This is a genomic window from Sporocytophaga myxococcoides DSM 11118, assembly GCF_000426725.1.
Classification (GTDB): Bacteria; Bacteroidota; Bacteroidia; order Cytophagales; family Cytophagaceae; genus Sporocytophaga; species Sporocytophaga myxococcoides.
On record NZ_AUFX01000004.1, the window covers coordinates 621,885 to 647,814 of the forward strand.

General features: G+C 36.3%; 28 protein-coding genes. 12 read left to right on the forward strand and 16 right to left on the reverse strand.

The window, feature by feature from the left end; all coding sequences use genetic code 11:
- Positions 1–71: 71 nt before the first annotated feature.
- Positions 72–695, reverse strand: a complete 624-nt coding sequence (locus K350_RS0105540) for a class I SAM-dependent methyltransferase (RefSeq protein WP_028979052.1) — start codon at positions 693–695, stop codon at positions 72–74.
- Between the two features lie 430 nt (positions 696–1,125).
- Here K350_RS0105540 and K350_RS0105545 point away from each other — a divergent pair, with 430 nt between their 5' ends.
- From K350_RS0105545 to K350_RS0105555, 3 genes are all read left to right on the forward strand, one after another.
- Complete coding sequence (locus K350_RS0105545) at positions 1,126–1,689, forward strand: Crp/Fnr family transcriptional regulator (RefSeq protein ID WP_028979053.1); 564 nt, start codon at positions 1,126–1,128, stop codon at positions 1,687–1,689.
- A 78-nt stretch (positions 1,690–1,767) separates the two neighbouring features.
- Positions 1,768–2,223 carry a hypothetical protein gene (locus K350_RS0105550; protein WP_028979054.1) on the forward strand — a complete coding sequence of 152 codons (456 nt, stop codon included), beginning with the start codon at positions 1,768–1,770 and terminating at the stop codon, positions 2,221–2,223.
- A 4-nt stretch (positions 2,224–2,227) separates the two neighbouring features.
- Complete coding sequence (locus K350_RS0105555) at positions 2,228–2,947, forward strand: DUF4386 domain-containing protein (protein WP_051312891.1); 720 nt, start codon at positions 2,228–2,230, stop codon at positions 2,945–2,947.
- Positions 2,948–3,026: 79 nt separating this feature from the next.
- On the opposite strand, the gene K350_RS0105560 is transcribed toward K350_RS0105555, so the two are convergent.
- Entirely contained in the window at positions 3,027–3,398 is a 372-nt protein-coding gene (locus K350_RS0105560; protein WP_028979056.1) for a DoxX family protein, read from the reverse strand.
- A 97-nt stretch (positions 3,399–3,495) separates the two neighbouring features.
- Here K350_RS0105560 and K350_RS0105565 point away from each other — a divergent pair, with 97 nt between their 5' ends.
- Complete coding sequence (locus K350_RS0105565) at positions 3,496–3,855, forward strand: winged helix-turn-helix transcriptional regulator (protein WP_028979057.1); 360 nt, start codon at positions 3,496–3,498, stop codon at positions 3,853–3,855.
- Positions 3,856–4,021: 166 nt separating this feature from the next.
- Here K350_RS0105565 and K350_RS0105570 read toward each other — a convergent pair whose 3' ends face one another.
- Positions 4,022–4,894, reverse strand: coding sequence for an FkbM family methyltransferase (locus tag K350_RS0105570; RefSeq protein ID WP_028979058.1), 873 nt, complete (start codon positions 4,892–4,894; stop codon positions 4,022–4,024).
- 111 nt (positions 4,895–5,005) lie between these two features.
- Here K350_RS0105570 and K350_RS0105575 point away from each other — a divergent pair, with 111 nt between their 5' ends.
- Positions 5,006–6,967: an Ig-like domain-containing protein gene (locus tag K350_RS0105575; protein ID WP_028979059.1), complete on the forward strand. Its 1,962-nt coding sequence runs from the start codon at positions 5,006–5,008 to the stop codon at positions 6,965–6,967.
- A 122-nt stretch (positions 6,968–7,089) separates the two neighbouring features.
- Here the strand turns inward: K350_RS0105575 and K350_RS30825 are convergent, their stop codons facing one another.
- From K350_RS30825 to K350_RS0105600, 5 genes are all read right to left on the reverse strand, one after another.
- Positions 7,090–8,037: a glycosyltransferase family 2 protein gene (locus tag K350_RS30825; RefSeq protein WP_051312892.1), complete on the reverse strand. Its 948-nt coding sequence runs from the start codon at positions 8,035–8,037 to the stop codon at positions 7,090–7,092.
- A gap of 10 nt (positions 8,038–8,047) precedes the next feature.
- Positions 8,048–9,001 (reverse strand): Gfo/Idh/MocA family oxidoreductase, encoded by a 954-nt coding sequence (locus tag K350_RS0105585; RefSeq protein WP_028979060.1) that lies wholly within the window; start codon positions 8,999–9,001, stop codon positions 8,048–8,050.
- Entirely contained in the window at positions 8,986–9,960 is a 975-nt protein-coding gene (locus K350_RS0105590) for a Gfo/Idh/MocA family oxidoreductase (protein ID WP_028979061.1), read from the reverse strand. Before K350_RS0105590 ends, K350_RS0105585 begins: the two co-directional genes overlap by 16 nt.
- A gap of 490 nt (positions 9,961–10,450) precedes the next feature.
- Positions 10,451–10,987 (reverse strand): hypothetical protein, encoded by a 537-nt coding sequence (locus K350_RS0105595; protein ID WP_156026943.1) that lies wholly within the window; start codon positions 10,985–10,987, stop codon positions 10,451–10,453.
- Positions 10,988–11,157: 170 nt separating this feature from the next.
- Complete coding sequence (locus K350_RS0105600) at positions 11,158–11,556, reverse strand: hypothetical protein (protein ID WP_028979063.1); 399 nt, start codon at positions 11,554–11,556, stop codon at positions 11,158–11,160.
- A 656-nt stretch (positions 11,557–12,212) separates the two neighbouring features.
- Between K350_RS0105600 and K350_RS0105605 the strand changes: the two genes are divergently transcribed.
- Positions 12,213–13,163, forward strand: coding sequence for a T9SS type A sorting domain-containing protein (locus tag K350_RS0105605; protein ID WP_028979064.1), 951 nt, complete (start codon positions 12,213–12,215; stop codon positions 13,161–13,163).
- Positions 13,164–13,239: 76 nt separating this feature from the next.
- Here K350_RS0105605 and K350_RS33035 read toward each other — a convergent pair whose 3' ends face one another.
- Genes K350_RS33035 through K350_RS0105620 form a run of 3 tightly spaced genes read right to left on the reverse strand, consistent with a single transcriptional unit; the run spans position 13,240 to position 14,899 of the window.
- Positions 13,240–13,581: a cupin domain-containing protein gene (locus K350_RS33035; RefSeq protein ID WP_028979065.1), complete on the reverse strand. Its 342-nt coding sequence runs from the start codon at positions 13,579–13,581 to the stop codon at positions 13,240–13,242.
- 27 nt (positions 13,582–13,608) lie between these two features.
- On the reverse strand, positions 13,609–14,160 hold the full coding sequence (locus tag K350_RS0105615) for a riboflavin biosynthesis intermediates N-glycosidase (RefSeq protein ID WP_028979066.1): 552 nt from the start codon (positions 14,158–14,160) through the stop codon (positions 13,609–13,611).
- Between the two features lie 46 nt (positions 14,161–14,206).
- Complete coding sequence (locus K350_RS0105620) at positions 14,207–14,899, reverse strand: DUF4272 domain-containing protein (RefSeq protein ID WP_081670900.1); 693 nt, start codon at positions 14,897–14,899, stop codon at positions 14,207–14,209.
- A 344-nt stretch (positions 14,900–15,243) separates the two neighbouring features.
- On the opposite strand from K350_RS0105620, the gene K350_RS0105630 reads away from it, so the two are divergent.
- Positions 15,244–15,450 carry a hypothetical protein gene (locus K350_RS0105630; RefSeq protein ID WP_028979069.1) on the forward strand — a complete coding sequence of 69 codons (207 nt, stop codon included), beginning with the start codon at positions 15,244–15,246 and terminating at the stop codon, positions 15,448–15,450.
- 276 nt (positions 15,451–15,726) lie between these two features.
- Here K350_RS0105630 and K350_RS27565 read toward each other — a convergent pair whose 3' ends face one another.
- The 4 genes from K350_RS27565 to K350_RS0105655 all read right to left on the reverse strand — a co-directional run bounded on the left by K350_RS27565 (position 15,727) and on the right by K350_RS0105655 (position 19,608).
- Positions 15,727–16,053, reverse strand: a complete 327-nt coding sequence (locus K350_RS27565; protein ID WP_051312893.1) for a hypothetical protein — start codon at positions 16,051–16,053, stop codon at positions 15,727–15,729.
- 104 nt (positions 16,054–16,157) lie between these two features.
- Positions 16,158–17,510: an FAD-dependent oxidoreductase gene (locus K350_RS0105640; protein ID WP_028979070.1), complete on the reverse strand. Its 1,353-nt coding sequence runs from the start codon at positions 17,508–17,510 to the stop codon at positions 16,158–16,160.
- Between the two features lie 3 nt (positions 17,511–17,513).
- Entirely contained in the window at positions 17,514–18,815 is a 1,302-nt protein-coding gene (kynU, locus tag K350_RS0105645; protein ID WP_342665038.1) for a kynureninase, read from the reverse strand.
- A 262-nt stretch (positions 18,816–19,077) separates the two neighbouring features.
- Positions 19,078–19,608 (reverse strand): 3-hydroxyanthranilate 3,4-dioxygenase, encoded by a 531-nt coding sequence (locus K350_RS0105655; RefSeq protein ID WP_028979072.1) that lies wholly within the window; start codon positions 19,606–19,608, stop codon positions 19,078–19,080.
- A gap of 276 nt (positions 19,609–19,884) precedes the next feature.
- Between K350_RS0105655 and K350_RS27570 the strand changes: the two genes are divergently transcribed.
- Genes K350_RS27570 through K350_RS0105675 form a run of 4 tightly spaced genes read left to right on the forward strand, consistent with a single transcriptional unit; the run spans position 19,885 to position 24,156 of the window.
- Positions 19,885–20,901 carry a glycosyltransferase family 2 protein gene (locus K350_RS27570; protein WP_081670901.1) on the forward strand — a complete coding sequence of 339 codons (1,017 nt, stop codon included), beginning with the start codon at positions 19,885–19,887 and terminating at the stop codon, positions 20,899–20,901.
- Complete coding sequence (locus tag K350_RS0105665) at positions 20,894–21,697, forward strand: carbohydrate deacetylase (RefSeq protein WP_028979073.1); 804 nt, start codon at positions 20,894–20,896, stop codon at positions 21,695–21,697. The genes K350_RS27570 and K350_RS0105665 overlap by 8 nt, the downstream gene beginning before the upstream one ends.
- Before the next feature lie 10 nt (positions 21,698–21,707).
- Complete coding sequence (locus K350_RS0105670; protein WP_028979074.1) at positions 21,708–23,276, forward strand: ArnT family glycosyltransferase; 1,569 nt, start codon at positions 21,708–21,710, stop codon at positions 23,274–23,276.
- Positions 23,269–24,156: a lysylphosphatidylglycerol synthase transmembrane domain-containing protein gene (locus K350_RS0105675; RefSeq protein ID WP_051312894.1), complete on the forward strand. Its 888-nt coding sequence runs from the start codon at positions 23,269–23,271 to the stop codon at positions 24,154–24,156. The genes K350_RS0105670 and K350_RS0105675 overlap by 8 nt, the downstream gene beginning before the upstream one ends.
- 3 nt (positions 24,157–24,159) lie before the next feature.
- Here K350_RS0105675 and K350_RS0105680 read toward each other — a convergent pair whose 3' ends face one another.
- Positions 24,160–25,179, reverse strand: a complete 1,020-nt coding sequence (locus tag K350_RS0105680; protein ID WP_028979076.1) for an AraC family transcriptional regulator — start codon at positions 25,177–25,179, stop codon at positions 24,160–24,162.
- A 9-nt stretch (positions 25,180–25,188) separates the two neighbouring features.
- Between K350_RS0105680 and K350_RS0105685 the strand changes: the two genes are divergently transcribed.
- Positions 25,189–25,671, forward strand: coding sequence for a DUF4345 domain-containing protein (locus tag K350_RS0105685; RefSeq protein ID WP_245598509.1), 483 nt, complete (start codon positions 25,189–25,191; stop codon positions 25,669–25,671).
- Positions 25,672–25,930: the final 259 nt, after the last annotated feature.

Below are 25,930 nucleotides of genomic sequence, written 5' to 3' on the forward strand. Positions count from 1 at the left end.
CTGACCAATTTGATTTGGACAGCCTTTTTTATTAGATTAAAAAAAACGTACAATGGTGATTTATCTTTATTTTATATGCTCCTGGTTTTTCTGCATTTAATTAAATAAAACGGATAGTTCTCATTAATTTCCTTGATTTCAAATAGCCCTGCCTTGTTAAACTCCGAGGCAATCGTCTCTCTATCATAAAAATACATTTTAACCCCACCAAACATTTCATACCGATCCTTACTGATCAACCGGCCTTTTCCATAAGTAGATGCTTCTTTGGTAATAGCTGTAAATATCATGTAGCCTTTATCTGCCAGTTGGTTATAACAATCACTGATTAACTTCTCTCTTTCCTTGCTATCCAATAAATGAATGAGGCCATAACAAAAAATTCCATCATACAGACTGTTATCAAAAGGCATGTCGGTTACAGAGCCATGGTAGATTTTCATCTCACTACCGTAATGTTTCTCCGCCAATTCTATGGCAGTTTTTGATATTTCAATTCCAGTAACACTTATTCCGTTTTCTCTGAAAATTTGTGCATTTCTCCCATAGCCTATCCCAGGTATGAGGATGTTTTTCACTGAATTTTTTACAAAAAAATCCTTCGCCAAAATTGCTGCATTTGATGGCTCAAAGCCCCACATTTCCTGCTTTTCAATAAAATTGATTTCCCAGAATTCCGGCTCTTCATTTTCCATATCTTTATGAGTAGTTATTAGTAAACTAAAGCAAAGGGATCTTATTATATTCTTTGTCTTTTGTGGTATCGAAGGTGAACAGTTTGGAAAAGAAGTTCCTCCGGCGTTAGCACCTTAATGTGAAGTAGAGAGCAAAGCTGCCTTTCCATTTTAAAGTTTTTCCGATTTGTCAGAATGTTGTAACGTTCTGATTAGCCACTGCCTTTTCCGCGCAAAATAAAGAATTGATTAATTTATTATCTCTTTATCTCAAGTGATAAATCATTTATCAGAAGTTGCTAACCTGCAAGCAAGGTATAAATTTGACAAAATATTTTTTGGTTTACTCTTGTCTTATAATTTTGACAATGAAATATTTCAACTACACTCTCCGCCACCTTATATATTCTGAAATTCAGGAAAGACTAAGGCAGAGATTAACCAAGAGACAATGGGTAAATTGAAATCATATTTTCTCAATAATGGTATGCCTGAACCAGACTGTGATATTATTGTAAAATACTTTGAAAAACGACAGATCAAAAAAGGAGACTATTTTGTAAAAGAAGGCAAAATCTGTTCGGAGATTGGCTTTATTGAAAGTGGACTTTTTCAATACTTTTCAATTTCTGAAAAAGGTGAAGAACGGACAACTTATATTTCATTACCGAATACATTTGTTACTTCTTTGTTAACTTATCTCACGGAAACTCCTGCCAGAGAAAACATTAAAGCATTGGAAAATACAACACTATGGGTAATAGGAAAAAAGGATGTTGTTGAACTGCAAAATCTAATTCCACATTTCAAAGATTTTTATATTAAACTAATTGAGTGGCAAGTGTGCTGTATTGATAAATCAAAATTTGATCTGATAATGCTCTCTGCAGAACATCGATATGAAAAACTCCTGAAAGAAGAGCCTGAGCTTTTGCAACATGTACCGCTGCAATACATTGCTTCAATGCTGGGAATTACTCCCCGCCATCTTAGCCGATTAAGAGCAAAAAACTAACCATCATAGATTCTGGACATTTGTCCAGTAACATCCCTTTTGCATTGCTGAACTTTGCGTTATCAATTAATCAATGAAATGATAAAGCAAATTCTCTTCATACTTTTGATACTTACAGGAAACTTTACACTGGCCCAGGAAAGATTTCCCAAAAACCAGCTTAGCATCAATGCTTTTCGCAATCCCTCATTGGGATTAGAATATCATCATAGGCAATTATCCATTCACGTAGGTTATTACCTTACCAATTTTAAAAGAGCTGTAACAACCGAGTTTTTAAAAACCGGTATCAGTTATTGGCTTCTCCCCTGGGGTAAGCAGGCCATACCCTCATCGTTTTATATTGGCTTATCCTACCTGCGTGGATTAACGCGTGATTACAAGTATCAAAATGCGATAGCCTTTGAAGCCGGGGCAAGGTTTATGGTTTGGAAAGGGCTTAATTTCCGTTTGGGTGCAATTGCTCTCTCTGCTGAAGGAAAAAGCCTGAAAGTAAATCCCACACCAAGTATCAATTATACTATCAAATTATAATACTATGAAAACAGGAAAAACTATCGGAGCATTGTTGATAGCGGGAGCAATTGGTGTGCTTGTTCCCTACACTATTTTAACAATCATCTTTGACTATCCCGATATTTTAAGACAGGAAGCAGGAACAATTCTGACCAGATTTCACGCGGGTGGAAATGCTTTAATCTGGACCTGGTGGGCTTTTGCTTTTTTAGGATTACCTCTTCTTCCCGCCTTTGTTTTACTTGGTCAGGAGTTAGAACATAAATTAACATTTATCAGATGGACAACCGCAATAGGAATCTTTGGTTTACTAGCGCAAATGGTTGGTTTATTGCGTTGGACATTTGTCGTTCCTGTTCTTGCCAATAATTTTGTTACAGGTAATGAACTCATTAAAGAAGCTTCTAAGGTCTCTTTCCAGGCTATTCACCAATATGGCGGTGTAGTTTTGGGCGAACACCTGGGGCAAATCTTTACCATCATTTGGACAGTAATGATGACTATTGCATTTTCGAGATTACTTTTATTCCCCCGATGGATAAGCTGGCTAGGTTATACTTCTTCTTTCATTTATATAATAGCACAATCAGAACTTTTTGCCAGCATAATGCCAAATGTTCCAACTTTAGATTCCGCTGGTTTCATTGGCAGCACCTTATGGATTATCTGGCTCATTGTGATTGGAATAAAAATCAGAAGAATCAGTTTCGTTGAAGCGCAGGTAGAAAAACAGCCCCTTTAGATCGAGCGCCTTGATTCTGACATTTTCATATATGTAACCATAAATGCTGGCGGTGATTACGCGCCAGCATTTAATTTTTTCAAAACTGAATTTTGAAATTATTGTCCAATGCAAGCATGACTACAGTAAGAATGCATACTATCAATGAATTATAATAGTGCTGATATTCCTGATGTGCCATATGTGCTGTGAATGCCCCAACCGAAAACGGGACCAATAATAAAATTCCCATATTTCTAAACTGGGGTTTAATCAGTCCTGCCACAATTAAGATGACTCCTAACAATTCACCAATTCCAATGAGAATAGTCCAGGTTTTATTAAACCCAAGTGAAAGCATACTATCCATCATAGATTTTTTTTGAAATACCTTGAAAAGAGATGCATATCCAAATACATAGAGATAATAAGCATAACTTGCCCAGTAAAATACAGCTTTGATTGTTTCCATTTTTAGTCGTTTTTAAATCTTACTTTGCAAATATTTTGATTTATTTACAGTGAGGAAAGTACCTACTTAATTGTATGGTACTAACAAAAAAGTGTGTATGAATTCAAGAAAGGAACATTCTACCAATAGCATTAATGAGAAATACTGGAAAGAGCATTGTGGTATTACTCAGATTTTATCTTTAATCGGAGGGAGATGGAAAATTAACATCCTCGTTTATCTTCTGAATGAAAAAAAACTCCGCTACAATGAACTGAAAAAGAGACTGGTTGGCATATCTGAAAGAATGCTTATTGCAAAGTTAAAGGAACTGGAAAATGATGGATTGATCAATCGAATTGTTTACCAGGAGGTACCTCCTAAAGTAGAGTATGAGTTGACAGAACGTGGTAGGTCCCTTGAAGATATATTAAATAGAATGGAAAAATGGGGAGAGGCTAATCTTCCCCTAAAGTGATTTCAACTTACGCTCAATCCTTTTTACAGGGAAAGCTTTACTTATAAAGAGTTAACGTTTGCCAGATATATATTGCGCCATTCCACATACTTCAGAAGCATGTTACTGAAATTCCTTTTGTATAAGCCATTTTGAAGACTGATCCGTCTGCTTGTGAACCATCAACCTATTTATTGAATTTAAAACTGTACAGACATTTCCTTATAACTGGATGAAAAACTTTATTCCAATTACCTAATTCAAAATTATTTCTGTTGAATAAGATATAGCCATCTGAAAAAGTACCCTCTCCTTTCAATTTCTTAAAGAAATCTGGTATTACTTTATAATCATCAGGTCTATGATAAGTTGTGATCTGAATCAACTTTAAATTTTCAATTACCTGATTGCTTAATGAATTCAATAAATTCAATTCCTCACCTTCAATGTCAGCTTTTAAGTAATCAGGAAGAGGTATATTATACTGTTTAATTATTGAATCTAATGTATCAAATTGAGCAGGACCGGATTTAAAATTCAATTGCTTCGGACTATCAGAAACACCCAGGTTCAGCAATACAATTCTTCCTTCACTTACTTCCTTTTCAAAAGTCCTTTCCAGGGTTTTAAAAAATTCTTTATCAGGTTCAAAAATGATTATTTTCTTAACGTTCTTCGTCCAAAACTTTGACTGTAATCCTTCTGCTGCACCGATATCATATATTACCCAATCTTCATTGATATTCTCAATATACTTATGTGGCGACATAATTGTATTCACAGCAGTCTGCTCATTTAGTATGTTATTAAAATTTTCAATGATTAAATCATTATTCCAGGATTTGTCATAGGCCACTTTGTCACCTCTAAAACCGACCATTTTAAAATCAGCATCCTCAACAAGAGATAATTCAGGCTTATAGTTCACTTTAGGAAATGCTGGAAAGAATCGTCCATTAAGTAAGTACTTTATCAGGACATTCCAGGAAAAAAACGGTTCTCTTCGTCTGTTGATTATTACCTGAAATACGATCAACAGTCTAATAATAAATTTCTTCATTCAACGAAATAAATTCTATTAATGTAAGATTTTTAAAAAAAACACCAAATGAATCTTAAAGAATTCGGCTAACTTCACTACTAAGTTAAACCTTCAAAATTAATTAATTTAATGGCTTTCATCCGATTATTTATTTTTATTTTCTTTATTTCTACTTCCAATATTTCATTTGGACAGCTTGAAAATCATAATTGGTACTTTGGTACATCTCCTATAGGAGGTATACGTTTTGACAAAGCTAATAACCCTTCAATTATCCCTACTAAATATGCTTCATATGGAAGAGAAGGCGGTTCTGTAGCTACAAATCCATTAACAGGAAAGCTTATTTTCTACACTGATGGATTGGTAGCTGTCGATGCCCAAAATAATGTAATGCCAAATGGGTCCGGATTAATTAGCTCTACAATCACATATACAGCTCAGACAGGAACAATTGCACCCGTTCCTAATGCCTGTACTCAATATTATATTTTCACTACAAATGCAGATGGCCAAGCTGGAACGCTTTATTACAGCATAGTAGACATGTCTTTAAAAGGAAATGGAACATCCGCTGCTCCCCTTGGAGATGTTGTATCAACAAAAAAGAATATTACTTTATCAACCGGTGTATCTGAAGCTATGATTTCAATACCAGGGTCGGATAATAATACCTACTGGCTATTATCACCTATTTTCAATTCAACTAATATTCAAATTTTCAAAATTACCTCAACTGGTATTCAACTATTTAACACGTTCAATACAGGGGTTTTAATGCAGGATCAACGCAGTATAAGGTATTGTAAAACTAAAGGGAAGATTGCTCTTAGCTCATTTCACGGAGCAGATCCCCTCATCACTATGGATTTCAACAATAGCAATGGTGCCATTTCTAATATTACAAAAGTTCCGGGAACTCCACTAGAAGCTAATAGTAGCACTTTTTATGGTATTTTCGATCAAGTATTTTCTTCAGATGGCAGTAAACTATATATTTCGCTTTACAGAGGGTACAATCCTTCCTCGGGAGGAAAATTGTTTCAATATGATTTTAACAATTCAACAGCCGCTGCCCAAGAAATTTATAAAATCAACACAAATGATATTTATTATGCTTCTTTAGGACTTCAGTTAGGACCTGATAACAAAGTTTATTGGTTATACACGAATCAAGCTTTTGGAGATAAAAGAATTATAGGCAGAATTGAATATCCGGATTCTGCCGGCGTCAATTGCATAGTTAATCCAAATTGGACCGATCTTGGACAACCTTTTAACGGAGTTAAATTCCCAGAATTTTTACCTTATAATAATCATACACCCTTACTGCAAAATGACAATTACACATTGAATTGCGAAGTCAACAGTTTAATAATAGATCCGTTACTAAACGACTCCGATCTGGACAATGACAATCTAACTGCATCAATCCTTAAAGTTAAATTTGGTAACGCAACTTCTACTTTGAACAAATTTAATTACCAGCTTAATTCTAGAATTCCAGGTGAAGTATTTGACACTATAAATTATAAAGTATGCGATGTTACTTGTTTTAATAAATGCGACAGTGCTGTAATTGCAATAAAAATCCAAAATACATCTACTGTCGATATTGGAAAGGATACTTCAATTTGCGAAGGTTCAACAATGCAACTTAATGCAGGACTAAATTATAGCTCTTATAAATGGCAAGACGATTCCAATTTACCAACCTATATAGTTTCACAACCAGGAAAATATTGGGTGACATCAACAACCGCGTGTGGAATTGCAAGTGATACTATCATAATCTCTAAAAAGGCTTCAGGTTGTGAAATTACTAAAATCATTTCAGTCTCTAATGAGGATCAGACAAGGTTAAACCTAATTCCAAATCCTTTTCAGAAATCATCTCAACTCGCTATAGTTTCTCCATATAGCACCTACTCAGTAATTGTGTTAAACCTGTCGGGGATGGTTGTTGAATCTGCTGAGAATCTTAGAATAGAAGAGAACATTGAAGTGGGAGCCTCATTAGGCTCAGGTATGTATCTTCTAAAGGTTGTTGTCAATGGAAAGGCTTATCATTTGAAGATGATTAAGAATTAAGTAATAGTTGAAAGTATAAAGTTGGATATACAATGGAAGGCTATCTTATTCAGATAGCCTTTCTTTATTTCTCTAATCCCTCAGCTTTTACAGTGAAATCCCAGCAATATTAAATTTTGTGTTTACTTCCTTGAAAGAACCCTCGCTCCTAAAGAAGTCACGAATTTAGCTGCAAAAAAGAACCTAAGCTTTATAAATAATTTTATTCTATCTAAGTTGCTTAAACCATAGTAGTTATTTTTATTCATTAAGTCTTCAAACTTATACTTAAGTTGAGTAACCTCTGCAACACCAAAAGCTATTCCTCTTGCATATCTTTGATAAACCTGAACACTAATATCAAAGACTGTATCTTTTAAAAGATTATAGTTAATCAAACTATCATCCTTATATTTTTTAATTATATAAAAACAATCAGAAAATCTTATAAAAGAAAAGCGGGAATTACTTGTTACACTACCTTCCCATTTTGAAGGGTTTCTATCGCAGTTAACAATATCCGAATGAAATGCATTAAAGCCCAGCTTTGCAATCTTGAGATAAATATCCATTTCAGGTCCGTACTTCAGATTCTTGTCATACTCTAATGATTCCAATTTTATATATACTGCCTCAGTTGGTGCAGGAACGTTGACCATAGAAAAAATGTATCTAAAATAATCATTGGATTGAATCAATCCCATTATCGGTCTTCTTACTCTGCTTTGATTAAGAAATGCAATAACTCCCAAATTTTCATTCTCTGAGATAATTTGGTGAAGATCCACCAAAAAACTATCTCTCAGAGTATCATCGTGATGAGCAAAGGATATATACTTACCTCTTGCCAATTGAAGGCATTTATTCCAATTCCCAGTCATCCCTAAATTTGTCTCATTATAATAAACCCTTACTCTGGGCCTCCCTTCGTATTGCTTTATTACCTGAGCAGTATCATCTGTCGAAGCATCGTCCACAATTACAATTTCATAATCTTCAAACTTTTGATTTAAGGCAGAATCAATTGCTTGTTTACATAGACTTGATGAATTATAAACCGGAATGCAAATCGAGACGAATGGGTTATTCATAGTTTATGAGTTATATACCTGCAATCTTTTCATACCATTTAACATTCTCTACCTGCTCTTCAATTGTACAAAATCTTTCCAATTGATTAGATAAGAAGTTTTCAACTTGCCTGTATACTCCTGGCTTAAATTTTTTATCTATTTCATCCTCAATAACTACAGTATTTACCTGCACAGAATCTATATCCTGAATCTGTAAACTTTCCATTGGCTTAAAATATAGACGATGCTTATTAGTCAATACCTCTACTACCCATCTACCAGGGGCCGTCCAGTTAGCTTGATAAGAAAATAACGCTCCCCTTTTACTTATCCCTGCACCTGAAAATACTGCCTTATCGTGCCACTCTAAACTTCCGCCAGAATAAGCTGACATCTCTTTAGGCTTACCCCCAAGAAAAAATGCCAGATCTATTACATGTGTGGAATTAGCTAAAAGCCAGTTTTCTTTTACTCCTGGGGCTTTCTCGATATTCTTTATTTTATTACTCCACTCTGTAAATTCAAAATTAAAAGAAGTAACTCCGCCGTCTTCCTTTATTATATCAATTGCCTTTTCAACCGATGAATAGAACCTCCTGTTGTAGGCTATTAAAACCTTCGCAGCCTTCTCCTTTGCTTTTATCGCAACCTTCTGTATTTCTTCAGAATTTAATCCGGCAGGCTTTTCAACAAGTATGTTCTTTATCCCTGTTTCCAATAAAGCAAAAGTAGCATCTGCCAGTTTCTCAACCCCAACGGAAACAATGGCGAACTCAAAGTTTTGCTTATTGTTACTTAAGAATTTTTCAAGACCCCCGACATGGGCTTTTTTCTTAGTTGCCTCTTCAAACTTCTTCGAAGATTCCTCTCCCCGACCAATGACTTCAAAAGAACAACCCAAATGCATTAATACCTTTGCATATTCCACTGCCATGGGTCCGGCACCAACCAATAATATATCTTTATTTATGTAATGAGACATTCCGTCGTTTTTTTACCTTGAGTTCTTTCTATAAATGATAAAATATTATTCAGAAAAGAATGATGCAGATAGGCTGACTCCTCGTATGTAGTGAGCCCGCAAGTATCTGTAGCAACCAACTCTTCCACCACAAGATTTGTCAATTTACTTTGAAACCTTATTGCAAACTTCTTTTGCTCCCATGCCCAACCATTAGAAACTGAAGAGTAAAAGTAAGTACCAGAACCCTCTTCTATAATGATCCTGAAGTTTTCATTGAATATTGAAATAATCAGAGGACTATTCCCTGATGGGTAAGAAGTAATAAGAAACTTACTTCCATTGTTTGTCCCGGTAATTGTTCCGGAAAATTCAACATAGCCAGACCTTTTGCTTGGTATCACTTCTTCATCAATCCAATCATTATTTAACGTTAATTCCTTAGTTTCAGTAAAAAAGCAAAACAGATCAAGCAAATGTATTCCATTACAACCCAGGCCCCAATTAGATCCTGCTACATTAAAAATCAAATCCTTTTGATCCTTCAATAAATCTTTAATTTCAATATAATCTGGATATAACCTTCTCGGACAGTTTACAAATGCTTTTATCTGCCTCTCATTTATAAGGTTTTGAATCACCTCATAATCTCTGATATCCGAAAACAAGAATTTTTCCAATAGCAGATATTTAACTCTTCGGCCCTGGACCAGCTCTTCAATTGCCCTTCTTCTTACTTTTGAACTGGTAGCAACAATAGCTACATGAATATCATTAACAACCTTGTCAAAATTACTTAGAAATTCAATTGTGATATTCTTCTTATCCTTTGCTACTTCATAATACCGGTCTTTAGCAATCCGCAATGATTCTTCTGAAGGATCAAGAACCTGAATCCTTATATTTTCATCTTTAAGCAATGCCAGACCTTGCAAATGTCTGCTACCTATTTGCCCGGCACCAACTAATACTATATTCATAATGAAGTATATTTTTCACTAAAAAACCGCAAATTCTTAATCACTTGGTGTGTATATCCACTGATTTTATTGGCCTTAAATAATAGGGTCAACTAACAAAGATATAAAATGTCTCATAACTTACGACATATTAAGGGCATGTTATCTGGAGAATTGTTTTTTTAATGTTTTAACTCTATTATTGTTACAAAACACAGATATCCAATAAGTTATAGGATTTTATAAAAAATAAAGCTCTTCCTCATTATCTTTAAATAGAAAATAAAAGGACATCTTAAATTTTTTAGTGGCATCATCCTTCTGAAGAAATTTATTTGAAGTATCGTTTGTGAAAATCGTTTCTAACCCAACTTCTAATTCGCTAATTTTTGTTATTAAAAGTTTTTCTTAAACATTGCTATCGGTCTAATTGGCACCAAAAGCTCCGAACTTAAAGCTGCCTGCATCATTATGCTACTATAGCTTTGTGCCATAGTTCTTACTGTTTTTATTATTCACCTTCTATTGATCCAATGATTACCACAATCCAGATAATGGCCCCAATTACTATTAAAGCAACTTGCCTTCCATTGAACGAATCCTGCTCCTTAACCTGAAACTCATTCGAGTTTTGCTTTGCAAAATTAAATGCGGTAAAAGCAGGTATTAAGAATACAAAGCTTAAAATCGAAATCCACCAGAATGGATCCGGTAAACCTGAAAGTAAATTGAGCACTATAAAGCCAGTTGCAAGACCTGCTGAAGAATAATTTTCGCTGTATCCCTTTTCTTTAGCGAAGGAAAGTATTTTTCCCAATAAAGAATTAATAAAAAAAATACTAAAAATAGCTCTTGCTACTGGATTTATATCGGATTTATCCTTCTGCTGATAAAAACGCCAGGCTTTATACATCCACCAAATCTCATAAGCTCCCAAGCTTATAAATGACAAAAATAAGAACCTCCAAAGACTAATTATCTTTTGTTCTTCAATGTTGTTATCAATTATGGTCCCATCTTGATTTAAAATAGTCGTTGGATATTCCATTATTCTGGGTTAATTTTTTTTGTTTATACCGTTTAGTCGTTTTACGAAGCTTGAAAATCAAGATTATGGTCTATTTAACCTTTGTTCATATTAATACTGTGGAATCCGAAAGTTAAATAGCTCCATATTTTTATATTGCTAACCGCCATGAGACAAGCGGCTTCTAATTTTTAGAATATTACATTAAGCCAAAAATTCGATATAAGGAATTTATTATTCCGGTATGTATATACATCCTTTAGCTTTTTCCATTTGGCGTTTTCCAAAATTACTAATCCCATCGCATCATATAGCCTTTCTTCACTATTTATAGCGACAGGCATGTACAAATCATCATCATCATTATCACTAAAGCTAACCCAAATATCTAATCTAATTGACTCTTTATCCTTGGGTTTAAGTTTCTTAGAAATTGGGGTTACGAAGAAAGCATTCTTTGAATTAGGATCTTCTTTAATGCTTGCGTGGTTTCCCGCTTCTTTTAAAGAATATTGAATTTTACCTAAAGCTGAATCTTCCTCTAAAGCCCAGATCTTTACAAAAATTCCATTAGAACTATCTGCTCTCATAGTCGAAATAGAGTATCGTGAAGAAGGCCACCTCTGTATATTAAGAATTATTTTATTCTTAATCTTAATAGAATCCTGGGAATATGCAAGATGAGAAAGGGAAGCTAAAATAATAAGATAATGTTTTCATTCAAAATATATACTTGGAATTTTAAACCTGTGTTTGACTAGCCGGAGATATAATACATATACTTAAGTATCAATCATAATTTGATAGGTAAAGGGTTGCCGTTTACATGTAGTTTTAAAAAATGATTCACTGTAACTGCTTTTTACTTCTGCTTAAATAAGTCTTCCAAAAACTCATTTCTGACCATGATTTCGTTTTACAGACCATCCGTTCAATGCTTGCCCACTCGCTAAAGTAAACCATCCCTTGTAAATAAATATAAACAAAAAGAGCGGTGTTTAAAGTACAGCACTTAGAAATTTTCACATCATCATACAATAGTTGTCCCCTAATGTTTTAATGAGTAATTACTTGAAAATAAATTCCCAAGAGTCAACCCTATCTATATACCATTGATTTTTAATTTTTCACTTGGTAGACCAGTTTCGGAAAGAAATAAGGTTTCCAGGTTACAATTAGACTAAGTATCTGTAGATGATTACATAATAATCACATTCTATACGCAGGTAAAAAACACCCACTTGTCATGAAAAAAATTTTATTGTTTTTAGTATGTTCATTAACACTATTCTATCAAACTTTTGCTCAGGTTCAGATTCCTAATGGGGGATTCGAAAGCTGGGGCAATCACATACGGACTCTAACCCCTACTCATTATCTTTGCACCAACGATTTTTATGCCCAGTTCGATTTCATTGCAGGTGTAAGGCGTACAGAAGGAGTGACCAGATTCACACCATCAAATTCGGGAGATAATGCAGTAAAAATAGCCAACGTGGTCGGCAGACTGGCGGAAGACAATTCTGTTCTGGATACATTGCCCTCTTTTCTAGTGAGTTCAAGCAATCCATCTCTGGAAGGGCAAGATTCGGGTTTTCCGTGCAACCAGCGGCCAACCACCTTAAATGGCTACTTTCAGTTTAATCAGGGATCCGAATCTAACTTAAATAAAGATACAGCTGTCATCGCTGTTGCTTTTACAAAATGGAACGCCACAAAGCAGGCTCCGGATACAATTGGCACTGGTTTCTTGAAAATTCACCAGACACAGTCTGGCTATTCATTTTTTTCCGTACCTGTTAATTATTTATCTGAAACTACTCCTGATTCTGCAGCGATATTTATTACTTCTGCTATAAATTCCATTATTGCTTCACCATCTACATATCTGGTTGTTGACGACCTTTCTTTTGGTGGCCTAACTACCGGTGTTAAATCAACAGATTATATAAATGGGCTGGTTCCTGTATTATATCCCAACCCTGCAATAGCTGATGTCACTATCAATAATATTGTTCCAAACGCTTCAGCCATTGATATTATGGATATGACAGGCAAAGTTATCCAGACAATGCCAATAAACGGAGAAACTGCTACATTCAATCTTGGCGGATTAAAAGCTGGCATGTACCTATACCGCATGGTTGACCTCTCTCATAATGTTCTATACACAGATAGATTTGCGAAAACAGAATAATTTGAGAGAATCTGTTTTAAATACAAAAGGCACCGACTTAGAACCGGTGCCTTTCTTTTTTCATCTGAATCATGTTTTAACTCTCTAAAACATCTTTAAGTCGCTCAACCTTGTCGTGCTTTGAAAGAGAAAGTCGGACAATAGAATTCTCTTTCGCAGTTAGGTCGTGAGGGACGTTTCCATCCAATGCAATGATTTCGCCACTTCTCATATTATGAATTGTTCCATTAACACCTAGCATAATTTCCCCTTCTAAAATGTGGATTAGAATTGGAAATGGCGTTTTGTGTTCCTTCATAATTTGCCCTTTGCTTAAAAGGATTCGTATCTCTTTGGAAAAAGAAGTTTCTATAATAACTTTTGTCTTAACTCGACTTGCGTCAAATTCTAGCTCTGAATTAAATGATTCTATGCTCATAGCTTTGTTTATTTGCTGAAGGCTTTCTTATTTTTTATTTAACCTATCTCTCACTTCCATCAGCGCGAATCCTAAAAGATTCAAGCCATTCCACTCTTCCGGATTCTCTATTTTCACATTATCCTTTGCTAATCCTACACCCCAGATATTGTCAACAGGACTTGCCTCAACTAATACCCTGTCTTGTGTATTCAAAAGAAATTCTTTCAATTCCGGATATTGGGTAAACTTATGATAATTTCCTTCGACTACAATTTCAAATCGTGAGGCTTCCCACTTCTCCTGATTAAATCCTGATATCCTGCGTCCCAGGTCCTTTGCCTCTCCTGACGATTTAGAATTTATGATCTTCTCGTATATTTCTTTGTCCCCAAATAATTCTGCCTTCTTTGCCATCATCCAGTGCTCTGCAGTCTTATAGGTAATTCCATCTACTTTAAAATCCGCAATCCACCATTGACTGAAACATGAGTTGGTTATTGTCCCGTCCTTACTTGGCTGATGTCCCCAGAAATAAATGTACTTCAGCCTCTCGCCGTTGTTGATTCTATTTATTAGGTTTTGTATTGAGTAATTCATTTTGTTTTAATACCGATGTGTCAAGTAAGCAGACCATTCTAATATTTTATGTCGAAGTATCAGTTTCGTCCCAAAGTTCTCCAGTAACTTCACCCCCTTCTTCATAATACGTTCTCAGCCAATTTAAAACTTTGTGCCTTTCATAACTTACCGATCTATTTATTCTAGTTGTGTCCTTTTTTCCGTTAAACAGTAAATCCCTGAAATATGTGGTAGCTATTTCATTAAATAAGTTCTCTTCATAAACATCTTCCAAATTTCGATATTCTACCCGAGACAAGAACAGAATTAACGAATCTCCCAATTCTGGCAAATTTTGCTGGGACTCCTCAACTACATTATTTTCATCATTCAATCTCGGTAAAACTTCTACCTTTTTTAAACACCAAGCCAAGGTTATAGCACCTTCGATACACCAAGATAAATCCAAAAGCATTCTCTCTTCTGGAGATGGATTCATTAAAAACTCCATTTCCTTTGGTGATACTTTTTCCCAAATCTTTTCAGTCTTGAACCAATCAATAAAAGCGGGTCTCTCATCCAAGTTATGTACTAAATATGCAATTGCATAAAGAATTATCATTCTGCAACCGGCATCATACGCTGTTTGGAACTTTTCCTTCGAATGATCCAGATACTCCAAATGACTTACTCTGTAATTCTTTATCCCATAATCAATGAGTCTTGATTCAAGAGACTTCTTTTTTCGCCTTAATACAAGGTCTCCTGTGGTTTCAATTTTTTCAACCTCCTCTTTAGTTTTGTACCAATCTTTATGAGGCGTAGACTTCCCACAGCCCGGACACCATGTATTCTCCCATTGCCTTTTACAACTAGGACATTTCCCTTTCGTTTTAAAGGTATTCCACCTATGCCCGCAGCTACAGGCTCAATGTATTTCCCCATCTGGCCGCCACTCACATATAGAACATTGGATTATTAGATTTTCTTTTTTCCTATTCCAGAATAACATTGATTTAATATAACCTATTTATATTTTTAAACTTTCCCAAAAGGTATCCAATCCCAAATAAAGAGACCAGAAGAAAGACTTGAAATATAGTTATTAGATTTAAAATAAATGTGTACGAATCGCTATCATTTTCTGATGCTATCGCTTCAGGAAGAGCGCTTAGAGGGGGATATGTTGTAAAGTCACTACCGAACAATTCAAGTGGAGAAATATTCCTTGAAAATACCATAAGTAAAATAATTAACGAAAGATTGGAACATCCGAGAATAATATATCTGGTTGAAGTAGCCTTATTTATTAAAGATATCCCAGCATAAGTCAAGTAAACAATTAAGGTAAAGAATATTAAACATAACAGAATAGGGGATACAAAAATATGGCTATCATTAAATTGAATATCCAATCGCGTTTCAACTATAGATTTAATACCAAAAATTAATGAGAAGATTGTAAGTGTTATAATAAGTATTATTATGACAAGGTATAATTCTTTAAGTCTCATTTTTATTATTTAAAAACTGAGGGTTTAATATTATATATTGCTTATTCCAGCCTATGTGACACCACCTGGGAAGTTTTGTTTGCGCTAGGAGTCAATGCCTATTAGCTTTAATCCGCTCCATTATTCCAATGACTGTTGAGTTCAAGCCACTTTGATTACATACATAGTCTTTAATCTCGCCGTGCTTATCGTACTCAGAGACATTAAATCCTTCTTCAATGTCATTATAAAAGATAACGTTTCTACCGAAGACTGCAACGACCCAAAATCCGCCAGAGTCTTGCCCGTAATTCCTTTCTGTCCATTTCTCTGGCTCAATCTTAATAAGGTCCCAAAAATTTAATTGTTCATCATTTAATTCCAATTCCCCTTTTAGGATTTCGTTTCTTAATTGATCGATTTTAATTGGAGGCCACATAATTCCATTTATTAATTCTTACTTGATGCTTTGGTCACAAAGAGTTTACATAAACAGCAAGCGCATATCTGGTTAATCACATTTAATATAAGAACCTTAAAAACTTACCTCCCCAACCCCCTCTCCACCAACTCCTCAATCTTCTCCCAAACCTCCCTCTTCTCCGTCAAAGCCTCCACATCTTCAATCTTCATAATCTCTTCCATCAACCTGTCCTGCTTTTTTCCTTTATCCAAAGCCTCATGATACGGAAGATCACTAAAAGTGACCATGCTGTATAACGGAAGATAACCTGGAATTTTATGGTGAATCTTTGCTTCTATCTTTTTCCTCAGCAGAAACTTTTTATCGCCAACGAGGTCGCGCATCTCGATAAAGTTCTGAAGGGCCAATTGTCCTACTGCATCTCCTGCTGGTTTCCTCAGCCCCTGGTACTCCTGAAGACTTGCTTTCAAACTTCCATTTTTTGTAATCAGATCATACAATACTCTGCAGTCTTCAAAGCCAGCGTTCATGCCTTGTCCATAAAAAGGCACTATAGCATGTGCAGCATCACCTATCAGTGCTATGCGATTTTCATAAACCCATGGATAGCATTTCACAGTAACCAATGCTGAAGTCGGATGCTCAGCGAATTGCTTGTTCAGCTCTGGTATGAGGTCAGCGGCATCTGCAAAGTACTTCTTAAAAAATGCTTCAACTTGTGAATCAGTCTTTAATGATGCAAATGAATTTTCCCCTTCAAAAGGCAGAAAAAGCGTTGCTGTAAAAGTCCCATCAAGATTTGGCAATGCAATCAGCATGAACTTCTCTCTCGGCCAGATATGCAAGGCATTCTTTTCCATTCTGTGCACTCCACTATCTGATGGTATCGTTAATTCTTTATATCCATATTCAAGATATTCCTGAGAATAATTGAATCTACTCGTCGGCAACAGCGCACTTCGTACCTGAGAGAATGCCCCATCCGCTCCGAACAGAACAGAAAACTCTTTGTTCTTTATCGTTCCGTCCTGCTTATTTTCAAATTCAATATTGAATTCTTCAATGTTGACCTTAACACATCTTTCATTAAAGAACAGATTAACATTGTGCGCTTCTCTTGCTTTGTTCAGCAACGTCTTGTTAAGATCTGCTCTGGAGACAGCATAAATAACCTGACCCTCATCTCCATATGGTTGAAAAGAATTGGAACCGTCCTCATGATGAATGTATCTTCCTTTCATAGGAATGGCAATATTCATCATTTCCTGTTCCACTCCCGCCGCCTTTAATGCTCTGATTCCGCGGTGACTTAGTGCAAGATTGATGGATCTCCCTTTTTCAGGAGCAGTCATTAATGGGTCCGGCCTCTTCTCATAAACATCCACTTCGTAACCAGCCTTGCCCAACAACAAGGCCAGTAAACTCCCTACCAGTCCACCGCCGGCTAAAACAACTTTTTTATCCTCTATCATTTCTTAATTTATAAACTCGCAGAAATCAGCAAACTTCTCAACAAAGGTGTATACCTCTGTATATGAATTGTAAAGCGGTGTCGGTGAAACTCTAAGCACGTTAGGCGATCTCCAGTCAAGGATAATACCTTCTTTGGCAAATTGCTGCACCAGTTTTTTGCCATCACCTTTTTCAAAATAAATCGAAAGCTGAGCTCCTCTTCTGGACGGCTCTGTCGGAGTTATTATTCTGATTTTGTAAGGTTTCTCCTTTTGAGCCGGAGTACACTTAATTTTTATCAGAAACTCCAGATAGGCTGTCAGCTGCTCGCTCTTTTTGAAAATCTTTTTCAAGCCTGCTTTCTGAAAAATATCCAATGAGGCTTTTAAAACAGCCATCGGTAATATTGGCGCATTACTCAACTGCCAACCCTCCGCTCCAACAGATGGTTCATACTCCGGCTTCATCAGGAATCTTTCCTTTTCATCATTGCCCCACCATCCGGCAAATCTCGGCAAATGAAAATTTTCACTGTGCACAAACAGACCTGCCGTAGCGCCAGGACCGGCATTCAGGTATTTATAAGAACACCAGGTTGCAAAATCTACCTGCCACTCGTGAAGATTTAAAGGTATATTTCCAATAGCGTGCGCCAGATCAAAGCCAACATAGGCGCCCGCATTATGAGCAGCTTCTGTAATTGCTTCCATATCAAAAGCTTGGCCGGTATAGTAGTTCACACCACTCATCATCACCAAAGCAAGCTCATCTCCCAACTCCTCAATCTTCTTAATGATATCTTCATCACGAAGGGCAAACTCCCCTTCACGTGGTCCAACTTCTACCAGACATTCGGCAGGATCAAAACCTCTGATTTCAATCTGTGAAGTAAGAGCATATATGTCCGATGAGAAGCTCCCCGCCTCTGTAAGGATTTTTACCCTTTTCTCACGAGGCCAGTAAAAACTCACGAGCAAAAGATGAAGGTTCGCTGTAAGACTGTTCATGGCAACTACTTCTTCAGGTAAGGCTCCACAAAGTGCCGCCAGAGGTTTTCTGAAAAGTTTGTGATAATCTGCCCAAGGATTGGTTCCTTTGAAATGCGCTTCGACTGCCAGCTCGGCCCAGTCATTCAGTTCAGTTTCAACATATTTTTTAGCCGTCACAGGTTGTAATCCAAGTGAGTTACCACAAAAGTAAATCTGGCTGTTTTTACCTTTTCCCGGAGTTAAAAATTGTTTTTTGAAATCTTTTAGAGGATCTTTTACATCCAGACTTTTTGCATATTTTTTATCCGTGGAAAACTTCATATTTCTCATTGCCATTAAGCGGAAGGTGAAAATCTATTTTAGTTTATATTTCTGTGATATGATATGAGGTTCTTGTTAGATCTAAAGACCTCACCCTAAATCCCTCTCCTGAAGGAGAGGGACTTTATATGTGTATGTTATTAGCTTCTATTTGCTTTAAAAAAGCATTTGATTTTTTCTCTGAATTGTTCCCTTCTCCTTCAGGAGAAGGGTTAGGGATGAGGTCCATTCTACTTCGATGCACAAACTAAATATCTAATACTAATTTTTTGAATTATTACGCCTTTGGTTTAACCGGTGGTTCCATTACAGTGCCACAAGCCTTGCAGGTTCTAAGCTCCTTTGAAGAGTAAAACCTTTCCATGATGGGAGGAAGCTGTTTTACTATGTCTGAAATATATTCATACTCTTCGTAAAGCTTGTTGCCGCAGTTTTCACAAACCCAGATAAAGCCATCTTTCTCTCCTGGTTTTCTGTAACGCTCCATCACCAGACCGATAGTGTTGGCCGGCCTTTGCGGACAATGTGGTACTTTTCCCGGTAAAAGAAAAATCTCTCCTTCCTTAATCGGAATATCTACAGGCTTGCCATCTTCAAGAATCTTCAGATTGATGTCACCTTCCAACTGATAGAAAAACTCCTCCCCTTCATTATAGTGGTAATCCTTTCTAGAATTTGGTCCGCCGACTACCATTACTATAAAATCATCGTTGCCTTTGAATACCTGCTGATTTCCTACCGGTGGTTTCAGCAAATGCCTGTTTTCTTCTATCCACTTTTTAAAACTGAATGGTCTTTGAACTGCCATAATTTTTCTCCTTTAAATACTGAACAAGCTCCTTTTATTTAAGTGCACAATTTAGCAATCAATATGGTATTTTTTAATGATCAAAAACTATTTGCCTGAAGAACCTTGTCATACAGACTGTATATCAACTGGCTTGGATCTCAGAAGCAACCTTGAATAATATTTCCCTGTTAAAAAAATTAAAATACCACAGGTTTATATAACAATTTATTAACCAGTTCTTTAAACACTATTTAAGGTTCAAGGTTAATATAGCCAAGAATTAAATGACCTTCTATGGCTAAATATCTAGTGTCTGTTGTAGTTCCGCTTTTCAACGAGGAAGAAAATGTATTTGAGCTTGTTCACGAGCTTGTGTCTGTAATGAATGCTACCGAATACAGCTATCAGATTTTACTGGTAAATGACGGAAGCAGAGACCATACCTGGAGTAAAATACAGGCTCTTGCAAAAGAGTTTAAACAAATAGAAGCAATAAATCTGGCAGGAAATTATGGTCAGACGATGGCTTTGAGGGCCGGATTTGAACAGGCTTCAGGTGAAATCATTGTCGCCATGGATGGGGATCTGCAACATGACCCTCAATATATTCCTGTATTTATTGAGGAAATGCAAAAAGGCAACTACGACATGGTCGGTGGTGCTAAAATCAGGAGACCCGAGTCCGCTTTCAAAAACTTTCTTGCAGAAACAGGACATAAGATCATCAAAAGCATTTCAGGGGTAAATCTCAGATATTTTGGTGCCACCTTTAAAGCTTATAGAAGTTATCTCCTGCAGGGCAGTAATATGCTGGGCGATAGCCACAGATTTCTCGGGGCTATAGTGGCTCGCAAAGGGACGAGATATACTGAGCTTCCAATTGAAATCAGGGAAAGGAAAAGAGGAAAAAGCAATTATAAAATCAGCAAGGTCTTTTTAGTAATACTAGATCTATTGTTTTTAAAATTCTTTATCTCATACATCAATAAGCCTTTCAGAATATTTGGCCTTATCGGGCTGATCAATTTTCTGATCGGAATTGCTCTCACGACGGGCTTTACAGTGGGGTCATTGTTTTTCCAAATGAACATTAAAGAACATTATCTGGCAGAATTTCTGTTCAGTGTGTTTCTTATACTTATTGGAACCATGTTCCTTTCAATTGGAATAATTGCTGAAATCGGAGTTTACAATTATTTCCAGAAATCATTTGCACCTCCTTATAGAGTAAGAGAAGTTATTACCGACGAAAAAATTATCATCCCTTTAAAATTAGAGAATCAAGCCTCTGGTCAATTAATGAATGGATAAACGTCTCATTATAAATGCAGATGACTTTGGTTGGGACGCTTCCGCCACGGAGGGAATACTGGATCTGGCCAGGAAAAACGCTATTTCCAGCACTACCGTTCTGGCGACGCACGTTACAGCAAGCGACATAAAGGACCTGATTGCTCTGAGAAATATCTCTGTAGGTTTTCACCTAAACCTCATTGATGGCAATCCGGTATCCAGACATTCTCTCGTAAAGTCACTCACTGATAAAGAAGGAAGATTTCTTTCCGTTCAGAACATCTATAAAAAATTTCTGCTGAACACATTGAGCAAGGCAGAAATTAAAACTGAGATTTTAAACCAGATCCATAGGCTGAAAAAAATGGGCGTTGAAATCTCTCATGCAGACAGTCATAGACATATACATCAATACCCTGTTTTAGGAGATTTTATTCTGAAAGTTTTAAATGAAGCCGGAATAAAAAAAATAAGAAAACTCAATACAAACAGATTTTCCGATAAGAGGCGGATGATTTTGAAAGCCATGAGCCTTTATCCTCACAGGGAAACAAAAAAATTTATCAGTCCGCAGATTCTTCTTTCCGATTTTTCTGCTGATAAAAAAGCTGATATGGAGGTGTTTTCAAAGTCTTTAGCCACTGCTTTTGAAAAGTATCAAACAGCAGAAATGATGACACATCCCGGCATTATGGACAGGCCAGGTTCTTATCTGAAAAGAAAAGAAGAGTATGAATTTTTAAAATCCTGTGAATGGAAATCTTTCCTGGAAAAAAACTCGGTCAAGCTGATCTCTTTTAAAGAGTTATATTAAATAAAACTTGATGTTAGAAAAAACAGAAAGCAACAATTTCCTTGTTGCTCTTATTTGTATTCTGGCAGTTCCCGCACTGTTCATCAATCTGGACGTCATGCCAACACTCGGGGATGAAGCAACACGAGCTTTGGTGGCACTTGAATTTATGCTCCGCAAAAATTATATTTTTTCTACAATCAACGGAGAAGCATATTATAATAAGCCCCCTTTATACAACTGGCTTCTGGTTTTACTTTTCAATACATCAGGGCGAGCAGATGAATGGATCCTCAGATTGCCTGCAGTTGCTTCTCTCCTGGCTTTTTCTGTTACGATTTATTTTACCATGAAAAAGCATGTCGAATCTAAAATTGCATTGCTATCTGCTTTTGCCTTTTTAACATTCGGAAGAATGCTTTTCTACGATTCCATGCTAGGACATATAGATATTCTATTTTCATTGATTCTCTATCTTGCTATTTATTCCATATTCTATTTCATAGTAAAAGAGCGTTATTTTCTTCTGTTTCCTTCAGCCTATTTTCTCACTTCTTTGGCCTTTCTGATGAAAGGACTGCCGGCATTGGTATTTCTGGGACTATCGCTTTGTATTACTTTCTTTTTCTTTAAAAAACTGGAAGCTTTATTTCATCCTGCTCATTTTGCAGGTATAGCCATTTTCCTCTTGATCATCGGGAGCTATTTCCTGATTTATAATAAATACAACTCTTCTGACGATTTCCTTAAAACTCTGTGGAGTGAGTCTAGCAAAAGGACAGCATTCGAAAATAACTGGAAAACATCATTATCCTTTTTACTCATTTTTCCATTCGAATATCTCTTTCATCTGATGCCCTGGTCATTGCTGATTGTGACTTGCGTCCGGAAAGATTTTCTCACGATCGCTAAAAACAACCCCTTCATTTTCTTTTGTCTTATCATTATTGCCATAAACATTCCAATCTATTGGATTTCTCCGGAGACAAGGCCCAGGTATTTATTTCTGCTTTTCCCTTTCGTTTTTACAATATTGCTATACTTTTATTTTAAAGAAGGGGCAGAAAAGCAAAAGTTTATAACCTCAATTTTACTGTCAGTTGCATTTGTTGTATTTGTCGTGATGGCCAGCTTCCCGTTTTTCGCTGAGATCCATGCACAGATTTCTTTAAAAAACTTAAAGGCATCTTTACTGCTTATTGCTCTGACTGTTATTGCATATTTATTCTTCAAAAGCGGAAGAAAAAATCTGTTTTATCTGCCTCTTGCTCTGATCATAGCCAGGATAGGATTTGACCTTTTTGTATTGCCGGAAAGGGCTACTGTTTCTCCGGAAGTACGGTGGAAACAGGATGTAGTAGCTTCTGCAAAGATTTGTAAGGATCTTCCGTTATATATTTATAAGAACAGTTTCATCAAGCACAATCTGACCTATTACCTTACCACTCAAAATAAAAGAATTGTTCAGAGAGATCATGTCGGAGAAAAAAAGGATGTATACTATATCATGGAAAATTTTTACTTTCAGGAACACCCATTCAAGAAGCTGTTTGAGTTTCAATTTGATGGCAGGCATTATTTTATAGTCAAAAGTGAGTAAAGAAAACACAATTAAAATATTTAAGCTTCTCTTAAAAATCTCGGTTTCTTCGGTTGCTTTATTTTTTGTATTCAGGTCAGTAAATATTCAAGATGTTTTTAACCTCGTAAAAAACTCTGATTACTGGCTTCTTTTGCCAACTATACTGTTATACTTAATTTCCAAGTACATTACAGCTATAAGGTTTCAGCGTTTTCTGAAAGTTATAGATATCAATATTCCCGATGCCCTAAATTTCCGGCTTTACTTGCTGGGCATGTATTATAATCTCCTCTTGCCAGGAGGCGTGGGAGGCGATGGGTATAAGGTTTATTATTTGCATAAAATATTTAAAAGTCCTGTAAAAAGTCTACTGTCTCTGAGTATCATTGACAGAGTGAGTGGAATGGTTGCTATTATACTGCTAGGTGAAATCTGCGCAATATTTATATTCCGACATGAGCCTCTTTTATTTTACCTTTCTATTATTTCTTTGCCTCTAACTTTTGGAGCTTATTGGGGAGGCCTGAATTTATTCTATAAAAAATATCTGAATGTATTTCACAGGACAAACTTTCAAAGTATTGCGGGGCAGTTTATTCAGGTTGTATGCGTAATTCTGCTTCTCCTGTTAATTGGCGTTGATAAGCACTACTTGCTCTATATTTTTGTATTTCTGGTTTCTTCCATAGTAGCAGCTTTTCCTTTTACAATCGGAGGTGTCGGCGCAAGAGAACTGACTTTTTTATATGGAGCGGAATTTTTTGGTCTCGACATGAGTGTTTCTGTGACAATCAGTATGCTCTTTTATCTTATCACAGCGTTCTCTTCTTTGTGCGGGATTTACTTCGGAATTTTTCCTGAAAAGGTTTATGTGCAGGAGTCTTCTGAAAACAGTTAATGATTAATCCTTAAAGATTTCTGACTTAAGCGATGTGGGACTTTTACCTGTCTTTTTCTTCATTGCCCTGCTGAAACTCTGAGCACTTTCAAAACCAAGGATAAACGCCACTTCCTGAATCTGCACACCTGGCTTTGCCAATAGCTTAGTGGCACTCTCAATAAGATGTTCGTCCAGAATACTTTGATAAGTGTGCCCTTCTTCCTTCAGATTTCTTTGCAGTGTTCTTGTGCTGGTATTGAGCATTGCTGCCACCTCCTCAATTTTAAGATTGTAATAACTTTCTTTATTAAAAAGTATCCGCTTTACTTTTGAGTAATATCCGGCAGAACGCTGAATGCTGCTAAGCTTTTCCGAACAAAGCTTTAGCATAAATTCATATGTAAGCTGATTTCCGGAAACAGTTTTTGTCTCTGCCATCTCTTTCGAGAAATGCAGGCTGTTCTCATTTTCTCCGAAAGAAACGTTATCAAAAATATCCTGATAAAAACTCCTGTCAGATGGTTTTACCTCATAAGTGAAATTGGCTTTCAATGGTTTAATTTTCTGGCCAACCAGAAATCCTGAAATTGCAAGCGTCAGACTCATTGCATGCTCTGCTGCCATAGCAGCAGTAACCGGGCTTTTCTCAACCCATACCATTGCGGGGCTATAAATTATTTTAACAGAATTGTCTGGTAGAATGAGCATGTTATACTCAAACATATCTCCCATTAATGGAAAAAAATTTACAATGCTTTTCCATGCGGTAAGCAAATCCGAACTGCTTGACACCAATGGGGAAATCCAGCCGAGAACAGAAAAGGTGATTCTTTTTCCAAAGTTCAGACTAATCTGTCTGTAATCTGACCTTTGCAATATAGATTCCCAGACCTTTATACCAGCACTCCAATCCTGCATGCCCTCCGCCTCGCTTAAAGTACCGGCATTAAGTCCGGTGTCTTTATAAATCTCCATCTCGTCAATTCCAAAATGGGAAGCATTATTAATCAGCGTTTTTAAAATTTCATTGTGTACACGCATGGCGTATTTATGCTAATAAATTGGCGTAAAGAGCAACAAGCTTTCTTTGAAGATACGCTTATTTTGTCAGCAGGACAACAAACAACTATTATGAACAGATTTATAAATTATTCCGGAATATTCATCATCTGCCTGACAGCTTTAGGTATTCTGATGGTAAGTATAATGGCATTTTCCAATCCCCAGGCAGTGATGGACCTCGTACAGGTAAAACTTCACAATAATGATGCTTACAGCTCCATCCGGGGAGTTTATGGAGGAGCTGGAATGACAATTTTCATTACTTTAACTTATCTTCTTTTTAAAAACAGGCTTCAAGGCCTGGCATTTGTCGCATTGCTTTGCGGCTCTTATTCTCTATCAAGAATTATTACAATATTTTCTGAAGGAGCTCTTGGGAGCTTCGGAACAAACTGGATGTTTATCGAGGGGGTATTGTGTATAGCAGCTTTGGCTTTGTTATTTGCAAACAGAAAGGTTTCCAGAGTTTAATGTAATTTTTTAAGATTGTTCATTTTTAGAATAACCCCTGAAAGTTTCTGACTATTAAAAATTAGTCTAAAACCTTCAGGGGTTAGAGTTAAAAGCTTGAAATTTCGACCCCAGAACTCGAAGTTTGGAGTTAAAAGCTCGAATTTTTAGCCTCAGAGCTCGGAGATTGGGGCTAAAGCTCAAATTTTTGACCTCAAAGCTCCGGAATTGGAGTTAAAAGCTCGAATTTTTGACCTCAGAGCTCGGAGATTGGAGCTAA